This is a genomic window from Phormidium sp. CCY1219, from assembly GCF_035615515.1.
GTDB lineage: Bacteria > Cyanobacteriota > Cyanobacteriia > Cyanobacteriales > Laspinemataceae > CCY1219.
Window position 1 is genome coordinate 1 of sequence record NZ_JAJENT010000676.1, and the last position, 10,492, is coordinate 10,492.

13 protein-coding genes are annotated in these 10,492 nt (G+C 50.0%); 8 read left to right on the forward strand and 5 right to left on the reverse strand.

Translation table 11 applies throughout. The features are described from left to right. Positions 1-71 precede the first annotated feature (71 nt). Both LKK83_RS19640 and LKK83_RS19645 read left to right on the forward strand, forming a co-directional pair. Complete coding sequence (locus LKK83_RS19640; RefSeq protein WP_324632994.1) at positions 72-722, forward strand: ABC transporter permease; 651 nt, start codon at positions 72-74, stop codon at positions 720-722. Further along, positions 712-1,983, forward strand: coding sequence for a glycine betaine ABC transporter substrate-binding protein (locus LKK83_RS19645; protein WP_324632995.1), 1,272 nt, complete (start codon positions 712-714; stop codon positions 1,981-1,983). Before LKK83_RS19640 ends, LKK83_RS19645 begins: the two co-directional genes overlap by 11 nt. Before the next feature lie 81 nt (positions 1,984-2,064). Here the strand turns inward: LKK83_RS19645 and LKK83_RS19650 are convergent, their stop codons facing one another. Next, entirely contained in the window at positions 2,065-3,420 is a 1,356-nt protein-coding gene (locus LKK83_RS19650) for an MFS transporter (protein WP_324632996.1), read from the reverse strand. A 416-nt stretch (positions 3,421-3,836) separates the two neighbouring features. Beyond that, positions 3,837-3,938: a cytochrome b6-f complex subunit PetL gene (petL, locus tag LKK83_RS19655; protein ID WP_324632997.1), complete on the reverse strand. Its 102-nt coding sequence runs from the start codon at positions 3,936-3,938 to the stop codon at positions 3,837-3,839. A gap of 96 nt (positions 3,939-4,034) precedes the next feature. On the opposite strand from petL, the gene aroB reads away from it, so the two are divergent. Both aroB and LKK83_RS19665 read left to right on the forward strand, forming a co-directional pair. Continuing rightward, entirely contained in the window at positions 4,035-5,129 is a 1,095-nt protein-coding gene (gene aroB, locus LKK83_RS19660) for a 3-dehydroquinate synthase (RefSeq protein ID WP_324632998.1), read from the forward strand. Positions 5,130-5,331: 202 nt separating this feature from the next. Continuing rightward, a complete protein-coding gene (locus tag LKK83_RS19665) occupies positions 5,332-5,781 on the forward strand; it encodes a tellurite resistance TerB family protein (protein ID WP_324632999.1) in 450 nt (149 codons plus the stop codon). Between the two features lie 446 nt (positions 5,782-6,227). Here LKK83_RS19665 and LKK83_RS19670 read toward each other — a convergent pair whose 3' ends face one another. Next, positions 6,228-6,563, reverse strand: coding sequence for a hypothetical protein (locus tag LKK83_RS19670; RefSeq protein WP_324633000.1), 336 nt, complete (start codon positions 6,561-6,563; stop codon positions 6,228-6,230). 92 nt (positions 6,564-6,655) lie between these two features. Here LKK83_RS19670 and LKK83_RS19675 point away from each other — a divergent pair, with 92 nt between their 5' ends. From LKK83_RS19675 to LKK83_RS19685, 3 genes are all read left to right on the forward strand, one after another. After that, on the forward strand, positions 6,656-6,904 hold the full coding sequence (locus tag LKK83_RS19675; RefSeq protein ID WP_324633001.1) for a hypothetical protein: 249 nt from the start codon (positions 6,656-6,658) through the stop codon (positions 6,902-6,904). A gap of 192 nt (positions 6,905-7,096) precedes the next feature. Further along, a complete protein-coding gene (locus LKK83_RS19680; protein WP_324633002.1) occupies positions 7,097-7,642 on the forward strand; it encodes an HNH endonuclease in 546 nt (181 codons plus the stop codon). A gap of 229 nt (positions 7,643-7,871) precedes the next feature. Beyond that, positions 7,872-8,267, forward strand: coding sequence for an alr0857 family protein (locus tag LKK83_RS19685; protein ID WP_324633003.1), 396 nt, complete (start codon positions 7,872-7,874; stop codon positions 8,265-8,267). Between the two features lie 109 nt (positions 8,268-8,376). Here LKK83_RS19685 and LKK83_RS19690 read toward each other — a convergent pair whose 3' ends face one another. After that, positions 8,377-9,075 (reverse strand): hypothetical protein, encoded by a 699-nt coding sequence (locus tag LKK83_RS19690; protein WP_324633004.1) that lies wholly within the window; start codon positions 9,073-9,075, stop codon positions 8,377-8,379. 54 nt (positions 9,076-9,129) lie between these two features. Beyond that, positions 9,130-9,822: a hypothetical protein gene (locus LKK83_RS19695; protein ID WP_324633005.1), complete on the reverse strand. Its 693-nt coding sequence runs from the start codon at positions 9,820-9,822 to the stop codon at positions 9,130-9,132. Between the two features lie 460 nt (positions 9,823-10,282). Here LKK83_RS19695 and LKK83_RS19700 point away from each other — a divergent pair. Further along, a partial coding sequence (locus LKK83_RS19700) for a hypothetical protein (protein ID WP_324633006.1) occupies positions 10,283-10,492 on the forward strand: 210 nt, incomplete at its 3' end.

Here is a 10,492-nt window from a genome sequence, read left to right on the forward strand (position 1 = left end):
GGGGGGAGAACTCCTCCCTACGCATAAATGACGAGGGTTTCCGTTCTCCCCCTTACCAACCCTAATTTCTGATGAATGACTTTTTTCTGTTTCGATACGGCGAAGAAATTCTGTTTCGCTGCGGGGAACACATCATCCTGGTTTCGATCTCGATTTCTGTGGCGATCGCGATCGGCTTGCCCCTCGGCATCCTGATTACTCGTCAACCGAAGCTAGCACAACCGATTTTAACCGTAGCCAACGTGGTGCAGACGATTCCGAGTTTGGCCATGTTCGGGTTTTTGATTTCCGTTCCGCTCCTCGGCGGGATTGGCAAGATTCCGGCGATGGTTGCTCTCACATTGTATGCATTGCTGCCGATTATTCGCAATGCCTATACCGGGATTATCGGGGTCGATCCGGCGATCCGCGAGGCCGGTCGCGGCATGGGAATGACCAATTGGGAATTGTTAGTCCAAGTGGAAATTCCCCTGGCACTGGGGGTGATTCTCGCCGGCGTGCGGGTGGCGACGGTGATTTCCGTAGGGATTGCCACCATTGCTGCCGCGATCGGTGCCGGCGGATTGGGAGCCTTTATTTTCCGAGGCATTGCAATGGTGAATAACGACCTGATTCTCGCCGGTGCGGTTCCCGCCGCCTTGATGGCACTGGCAGCAGATTTTGCGATCGGCTGGTTCGAGAATCACTTGACGGCTCAAGGAAAAATCAAAAGTGAAAAATAATCCACTGCTGCACAATCTGTTTTTGTGGGCCGATCGCCATGCCCGGGGACACCGCAACCCCGCTCCTTTTACCCGCGCCAACCCCTCCGGGGGATCCGGGGACCGGGGTGGGGGGCTGTCCCGATTCACCCAGGCGATCGGATGGCTTCTGTGTGGGGGGAAGAGCGCATTGCACGCGATCGCTTCCCTTCCGCACCGATTATTTCCGCACAGACAACCATTCCCTGCCTCTACCAGTCCCACTGTCCTCATGTCCCTTTCCCCCCCTGTGAGCAAACGAAACTATTTTCGGTTCTTTTCCCTGACCCTGGTGAGTGCGGTTTTAATGTTTGCGATCGCTGGGTGCAATCCCGGAAGTGGGGGGTTAGGGGGCAGAGCTGACCTCGTAATCGGCTCAAAAAACTTCACCGAACAAGTCATCCTCGGAGAACTCGTCGCCCAACATATCGAAAACCAAACAGACCTAACCGTAGACCGACGATTAAACCTCGGCGGTACCTTTATTTGCCATACCGCCGTTATCAGTGGTGACATCGATACTTACGTCGAATACACCGGCACCTCCCTCAGCGCCATCCTCGAACGAAAACCGATTAGCAACCCCCAGAAAGTCTACAACATCGTCAAAGAAGCATACGAAGAACAATTCGACCTGACCATCACCGAACCCCTCGGGTTTGAAAACACCTACGCCATTATCATACGCGGCGAAGATGCCGAAATATACAATCTCGAAACCATCTCCGATACCGTTGAATACACCCCAGAATGGCAAGGAGGCTTCAGTTATGAATTCATCGAACGCGAAGATGGATTTCCGGGATTGGCAGAAACTTACAATCTGGAATTTGCCGAAAACCCGCAAGTGATGGATATGGGGTTGATGTATCGGGCGCTGGTGGAAAACAAAGTGGATATGGTCGCCGGCGGGTCTACCGACGGACTCATCCAAACCCTCGGTTTAGTCGTCCTCGAAGACGACAAAAATTACTTTCCCCCTTACGACGCTACCCCCGTCATCCGCGAAGCCACTTTGCAAAAATATCCCCAATTGCGCGAAGTTTACGCGCAACTCGGCGGCGTAATCTCTGAAGAAGAAATGCGGCGCATGAACTATCAAGTGGATGGCGAATTTCGCAGAGTTTCCAATGTGGTGCGAGAATTTTTAGCCACCAAAGACTTTCCCCCAATTGACTCGGCAAAAGACTTTTCCCCAATTGACTCGGCGAAAGACTTTTCCCCAATTGACTCAGACAGTTAAAACTTAAAAATTAAGAATTGAGAAACCATCCCCCGAATGGCCTCTCAATTCTTAATTCTCCCTTTTCCTGAGGTTTACATCTCAAGTTACTTGAGAAGCGGTAAGGGTGGGATTCGGCATTGCATCTTGCAGCTTCCACAATACAACCGAGGTCACAGTGGTTAAGATTGCGGCGAGAATAAAACAAGCGCCATAGCCGAAACTGGCTGCTAGCAATCCGCCAATTACACTGCCTAAAATTGTAGCACTACCCAGTATGGAATTATACAATCCGATCGCCATTCCTTCCTGACCTTTAGCCGCCAGTGCGGCAACCACGGTGGTACTCGACACGTTAATCGCCGCCCAGGTTAAGCCAGTAAACAGATGAGTCACGCCGACAATAATTAAACTCATCGCCGAGGGTTGCATCAGTGCCACCGCAGTGAAAATCAGAAAAATTACCACCCGCGCGGCGGTAGCCCACGCTTGCAAGGAAATGCCCCGTCGCTGTTGCACGAAGCGACCCACCGGCATGTAGAAAAACGCCTCGATCGCCGCTTTGCCCAAGGTAATTAAAAATACCTGAGAATTCGTTGCCCCCAACACATCCGTGAGAAAAATCGGCAACGGGATATAAACCAAGGTAATGGCAAAGAAAAATAAACCCGAACACCCATAATAACTCAGCAACGGACCGCCCACAAGCTTTTGCAAGTGACCTTGCCAACCCGCGCGCAAGACGAAGTACATCATCCGCGAGGGGTAAAATATCGCCCGTCGTTCGATCGCCGCTACCGTCAGGCGACCGAGCAATTGACGAGTAAACCGCCGTTTTTTGCGAAATTCCCGCGACTCTCGAACCCACAACAAACAGCAAATAAAGCTCAAACAGGCAAATCCACCGGAAAACAGCAACAAACTTCGCATGGCTTGCGCGTTGCTCAACGCTTCCGGGCGCAGGGTCAACCACGCACTGCCCAACAGTACGCCGCCCACGAAACTCCAGCCGGCAATCTGATAAAATCGCCCAAACACAGGTGCCCACTGCTGTTCGGGAAAGGAATTGAGCACCAGGGCAGAAGCTACCGGGGTAACGGCGGCAATAAAAAATCCCGCTAGGGTGCTGAAAATTGCCACCTCCCGAACCCCATTTCCCAAGGCGAGAAGGGCAGTACAGACGGCAAATCCGAGAAATCCGACAATCAAAAACGGGCGGCGGCGTCCGAATTTGTCCGACAGGTTGCCCCAGACGATAAAAGCAACCACACCGGCGAGGGAAATCAGGGAGTGGATTTGTCCCACATCGGCGACGCTACCATTGGCAACCTGAACCACGAATAAGGGCAGGAGGGTGATGAGAACCGCCTCTGCAAATTTGAACGGAACGAACGCGAAAAACCAAATCGGCTCAAAACAGCGCGACAGCCAACCGGACTTGTCACAGGTAACGCTCATTCTTTCTTCTCTTCTGTCACTCCAGACAGCGTAAGTGGATGGCAATACCGGAATAAGTATTGCATTAAAAAAGTTAGTTTGCCAGTTTAGGCACTCGGAAATATGCGACGGGCAGAAATAGGCAATTGTGTCTATTCCTCAAAGAATTCCGGGAAAATACGGAGCGGGCGGCAATCGGCAAAAACCCGGGGAAAACACTGAATTATTGCAAGGTTTTCCCCAGAATGGCGATCGCCCCGTTCGATCCCCTGCCCCAATAAAAAAACCCGCCGCAGCGGGGTTTAATGGCTACATCCCACCGGCAACACTAGGATTCGGTGGAGTGACCCGAGTAGAGATTTACCCGTCAATCTCTACGCGCCACAGATCGCCACTGGGGGTGCCCTTCCGAGGAAGGGGCTGCCCTCAGATAGAATTTAGATCAGCTTAACGGCGCGCAGGCCAAACATCAACACCACAGCGGTGATGAAAGCACCGCCGAGAATCAGAGCGTAAGCCAAAACTCCAGATGCAGTCATTTACCAACTTCTCCTTTATAAATCCGTTAAATACTATTAAATCATCACTTGCGATACAATACAGCCTGCAAACAGTAGTGGATCGATTCGCCAACCATGCCCTCTGCAATCTGCGTTAATTTACCGGAAAATTCCTACGAGATTGCGATCGCGCCCAAGTCCATCGAGGAACTCGGGGCAAAGATGCAGTCTCTCAATCTCGGCAAAAAAGCTCTAGTGGTCTCTAACCCGGTGGTGTATCGGCGATATGGCGATCGCGCCACCGCTTCTTTAACCGCCGCCGGCTTTGAAGTCTCTCAGTGCATTTTAATGGCCGGAGAGCAATACAAAACCCTCAAATCCGTGCAAAAAGTTTATGATGTCGCCCTGGATAACCAATTAGAACGATCCTCCACCATAATTGCCCTCGGCGGCGGTGTGATTGGCGATATGACCGGCTTTGCGGCGGCAACTTGGTTGCGCGGCATTAATTTCGTGCAAGTCCCCACCTCTTTACTGGCAATGGTAGACGCTTCCATTGGCGGGAAAACTGGGGTCAATCATCCGAAAGGCAAAAATTTAATCGGCGCATTCTATCAACCCAAATTCGTCTTAATCGACCCCGAGGTGCTGCAAACTCTCCCTGCCCGCGAGTTTCGCGCCGGTATGGCAGAAGTGATTAAATATGGGGTTATTTGGGATGCCGAGTTATTTGCGCGCATGGAGGAGGCAAAACGGTTGGATCAATTGCGCTATGTGGATAAAGAGTTATTGCAAGATATCATTACTCGCTCTTGCCAAAGTAAAGCCGATGTGGTAGAAAAAGACGAAAAAGAAGCTAACCTGCGGGCGATTCTCAATTACGGTCACACCATCGGTCATGCGGTGGAAAGTTTGACCCGCTATAAGGTGACGAATCACGGAGAAGCGGTGGCGATTGGAATGGTGGCAGCGTCTCGATTGGCGATCGCATTGGGACTGTGGGATGAAGAAAGCAGCGCCCGTCAGTATGCCTTAATCGAAAAAGCCGATTTACCGACAAAATTGCCGGGAGGGTTGGATATCGAGCAGATTATCCAAAAGCTGCAAACGGATAAAAAGGTGAAAGATGGTCAGGTCCGTTTCGTGTTACCCACCGAAATCGGTTCGGCAACGATTAGCGATCGCGTCACTGCAGACCTGATTCACGAGGTGTTGCCACAGATGCAATAAGCCCCGGGTTAAACTGAGTTTCTGAGAGTGGTCAAGATTATCTTATCTCGCCGAAACGCTTGGATTGACATGTTGCGGCGGATTCAATGTCCACTCACGCCCCACCCACCTCCCTTGCAAAACTCGAGCCGATATCCGCTTTTTTTTCTCTCAACACGCCCGTTAACTCTGCCACATCCATGCATCTCGGGGTGATAAAACCATGAGCAAGTATGACAAACTTTTCCAAAGTTATGCGAAATTCACCGAAAAATTAACGCCTGTCGAAGCGTTATTTGCCATTACCTTGATTGTGGTTTATGCCGACGGAAAAATGTCGGAGAACGAATCGGAACTGTTCAATCAGTTGATGGCAAGTGGTGCCATGAAGGGATATTCAGAAGCGGATATCGCCAAAATTTCCGAGAGAATCGATAGAATTTGGGATCGGCAAGGAACGGAGGCGCTCTTTAATGGGGCGATAGAAGCGCTGCCTAAGGATATGGTAGAAGATGCTTTGGCAGTGGCGGCGGCATTTGCGATCGCCGATGGCAAAGTTACCCCAGAAGAATCCAATTATTTAGAAAAACTCGCCGAAGCGTTACAAATTCCGGCGGAAACTGCACCGAGAATTATCGCTGAAGCCTGGGAAAATTATCGTCAACTAAAATAATTGGTCATTGGTCATTGGTCATTTGTTGTTGGTCATTGGTCATTGGTCATTGGGTGTTGGTCATTGGGTGTTGGTCATTGGGTGTTGGTCATTTGTTGTGGGGCTTTTCTTAATGATTGCTGGTTAATTATTCATGCTTAAAAGGGGATGATTTATCCTCATCAAAGAGGAAGTTGCAAAGCAGCAACATCCACGGCGGGGAGTTTTTTCCCGGCGCGAGTTGCCATCTGCCGGTCAATGGTTGAACTATTTTATAGTTTTTATAATAAAATTTTAATATTTTTATCAATGAAGCCCAATCATTTCAGCCAAGGGTGAGGCGAGAGACCCGAAGAAGGTGAAGCAAAGGAAAGTGGGCTTGCACCGGGAGTTTGAGGCGTTGCTCATTTTACCATCGTGGCGATCGCCCCCCGCAGGAATGGGGGGCGCGGGGGTTGGGGAAAAGCCTATGCAGCCATACTGTCTAAACTGAGGGGCACCATTTCGCCTGTTGTTGTTAAGCCTAATAACATCGGTTCGTGGGGTGGAATTATCTTGCCAGTTAGGACGCAGCGTTCCTCTCGTTCGGCGATCGCCTCTAGACTGGCGCGGATATCAGAGCGCGAAAATGAAGGTCGATAATCTCCTGATTTTTGCTGGACGTAATTCCACAGGATATCTCGGATCAGGGCTTGATAGCCTTGGTTTCCAGCGAGTTTCTTCAGATTGTCTTTGAGTTGTCTCTCCAAGCGAATGCTGGTAACTTCCATCTCGGTGGTGGGCGTTCTAGTAATTGCGGGCATAACTTTTTTCCTCAAATGGGTAGACATGTCTGTAATATTAGTGTAGTATGTTTGGTGGAGAATTCAAGTCGTACCATTCAAAGAGCATTCCAGTGAGCGATTTATCAACTCTTTCCGGCAATGGATATTTCAGCGGTCTCGACGTCAGTGGAGACTCGGACGCCGCCTATGGCGTCTGGGGCACCACTGGAGACCTGGAATATCCCTGTGGAAATGGTTATGATAGCAAGAACGGGAATGCGCTCGACATCGAAGAGGATTTAGAAGCAACCTTATTTAAGGCTCACAGATGGCTTCATATTAACAACCGAAGCGGGAGGTTTAGGCAGAGGTCTGCCTAACCGATATTTGGATAAGAAACCCTTAATCGCAAGGATTTTTTCTGCCCCCGCTTCTGGTTATCCCGAAGTGGGGGCTATTTCAATGCGGAGTTCGGTTTTGTTTCAATCCCCGGCAGGGATCCTTGTAGGGCTTGACTCCGAGGGCTGAGAGGTTAACTCATTTAGCACACCAATAAAATGTAGTTTATCACCATGAAAACCGCTATAAGTGACGTGTTAGCTACATCGGTGGTGGTTTTTTCAAAAAACTATTTACCGATTAGCCGAGTCAATATCAAACGGGCTATCGTGCTGTTACTCACGGGGAAAGCGGAACCGATCGAATTGATGGGGGGAATGAACTCCCGGACCGCCCAGGGGAATTCGTCTCAGGTGTACGAATTGCGATCGCCGTCGGAAGTGTTCCGCGTTCCGCAATACATCCGTTTAACGGTGTCGGGGACGGAACGCATCTGGAAGGTGCCACCAGTGAACCGCCGGGAAGTGCTGAAGCGCGATCGCCATAGGTGCCAATATTGTGGCAGCACGAAGCGTTTAACTCTAGACCACGTGATTCCCAAATCGAAAGGCGGCACCCATTCCTGGGATAATGTAGTGGCAGCTTGCAGCCATTGCAACGCCCGGAAGGGCGATCGCACGCCTTCGCAAGCGGGGATGCCTCTAAAAACCAAACCGAAGGCTCCCATGCATCCGGCGATCGCGTTTGCAGAACAGTTCTGGAATGATTTCACACTCTAAAGGATGAGAGGTTATCGGAAAGTTTAAAGGATGAAGCATGAAGGGGAATCTATCAAGGGCAAACCACTAGGGTAAAAGGAGGAACCTTGCTTTTTTACGGTTCTTGGGAATTATTCTCCTGAAAATTGACCCTTCATACTTCAATCTTTCTTTGCCACGCTTGTCCAAGCTGCCTCTTTTGCCTTTAGCCAAAGCATCACATATTTCATAGAACGAGAGACCACTGGTAATGCTAAAGTTCACCTATACTGAAACTGGCTTTCACCTGGAGCGTCTGGCTCAGTCTATTGATGAGCTAGTGGCTTGGCGAGCGATCGTGGCGATGCGAGTCGGCGTTGGCGTCGTTATCGAACCAATCGCGGCATCGTTTTTGCTCCCTGCGGATTTGGCAGGGTTGCATGACCTAGAAGCGGAGGCGCGGCGGGACCCAAGTGAGGCAATTTCCCTGTGTGTCGCGGACGAGGAATATTTGGAAGTGACCCTGCGAGGCACCTGGATTTCCACGGATTCGCAATCCGCTGAAGGGTTGTTTGTGACGGTGTTGCGCGATCGCGCCGAATTCTACATCCAAAAATGCTGGCAAGAAGCGCAATCTGAGGTGTCTGTCCTCAAGGAAGTGGATTGAGGCGTGAATTCACCTGAGTGAGATGCGCGTTCGGCAATCCCTGGCGATCGCCTGGTGGGCTTGATTTTTCCTCGGCCCTAATGGCGATCGCTTTTTCTCGCTTTATCTCTCACTCATTCAAACAAATTCTCCCTTCCCCCGCCTGTAAGTTCATACAGCCGGCATATTCCATTGCGGGAGTATCTGACGGGGTGAATACCACCAGCGCTTCGGATCCTGACATATCGAATTGCTTAACCAACAAATCGCCTTCCACAAATTTCACGTACTCAATGCTACTGAGGGCATTTGTGGAAAATTCATCGGGGAGGGGTCGCTCTCCAGGCACCTGCGCCCGATAAATTCCATATCCCCCGGGTTGCGGATCGATAATAAAAACCGCACTGGTATCTACATCGGCAAATTGCGCTAACGTAACCCCGAGGGCAATATTTCCCGTGGTGGAATCTACACTGGCACTGATAATCCGATTGCCGCTCATATCGCGAGCATCCACTGGTTCGTAAGTCTGCGGATCTACGGTGTTCAATACCCGAACCGTTAGCTCCCTAGCATCGATGGTATGGGTTTCTCCATGCCATTGCCCGCGCAGGCGATCGCCATCGGCAATTATCTCGATTTCGGGCATTTCGGATTCAGCGACTAAGGGCGTTTTGCTGAAGGATAATCCTGCCGGTTCGGCGGGGGTGAAATCTATTTCCGGCGATTTTTCTGCCCAGGCGATCGCCAATCCTTGAGGGTGAGCGATCGCGACCATTACCGTTATTCCACTGGCAATGGTTGCTTGAATTCCAGAAAACCAACCCATATTTATCCTTGAAAAATAAGTTTCGCGATCGCCTTTATTTTACCACCATCCAGACTAACTGCGGTTAGAACACAAACCGCCCGTGCCTTCGATCGCGTTCAAATCCACACAACCTGCATACTGCATGGCGGGAGTTGTCGAAGGTTTAAACACCACCAGGGCCACATTTGCCGCCGCATCGGAATGACTGACCTGCAAATTGTCAAACACAAAGCGCACATATCCGATACTGGCTAACGGATAGGTAGAAAACTCATTCGGGAGGGGTCGAGATCCGGGGAGTTGTGCCACATAGCTGTTGTATCCGCCTGGTTGCGGCTCGATAATAAATACCGCACTTACAGTTGTGGCCACAAAGTAATCTAGGAATACACCAACCGCAATATGTCCGGTGCTGGGATTGATGCTCAAATCCACAAAGCGATCGCCTCTGAATTCGCGATCGGTGGTTTCTCCAGTTTCCGGATCTAAGGTATCGAGTACCAGAACGCTCAGTTCGTTCGCATCGATGATGTAGGTTTGACCTTGCCACTCGCCGCGAAGCTGTTTCCCATCGGAAATAATATCTGCTTGGGGAAAAACTTCCGCAGTTTCTTCTTCATTTCGCCAGGTTTCTACAAATTCCGATTCGTCGGTTAACCAGGTGGGATGCGTGGCTTGAATTTGGTCTTCTAAAATCTCCAGGGCTTGCTTTTGATGAGGAAGTTCCTGGTAGTATTTGGCGACATCGATTAAAGAAATACTCATAAATTATGCCTCCATTAAATAAACAACAGTTTTTATTTTAACATCCGGTAATATGCGGTTATTTCTCAAGCAATCCTGCTTAATCCAAACGGAATAGTCCGCAGGTTTAGCGGACTAAGAGGGTTGGGATATAAATTGGGAATGCCCTGTGCGAGGCTCCCCCCCCCCCGCACAGAGGTTGATTGGCGATCGCTCAATTCCCCGATCGGTTTGTAGGGTGGGCAGTTCCAGAATAGATGCGCGATCGGCACCCCTCTCGAGGGGCGAGACCCACCCGACTATCTGCAATTATTTTTGCACCAGTACATATCAGTCGTCTTTAGAGGACTTCAGCAATAAGGCGGGAACTTTTAGTCCCAATCTTGGATTAGGAGAGTCTCATTTATAGCAGTTCTCATATGGGTGAGGTAACGAATTTTTTACTTCGGAGGTGCAAGTGCGGTTGGGACTATTCGGCTGCGTGCCACATCAAGAAAGAGACCTGCTATATTTCACCACCACCAAGCGATCGGTGGGAAAAAACTCTACCGATGAACGCAATAGTTATTTATTCTTAGTCCAATTCCCGGGATGGGAAAAAAACTATTCCGATAAGCGGAATAGTTATTTATGCTTAGTCCAATTCCCGGGATGGAAAAAAACTATTCCGATGAGCGGAATAGTTATTTAT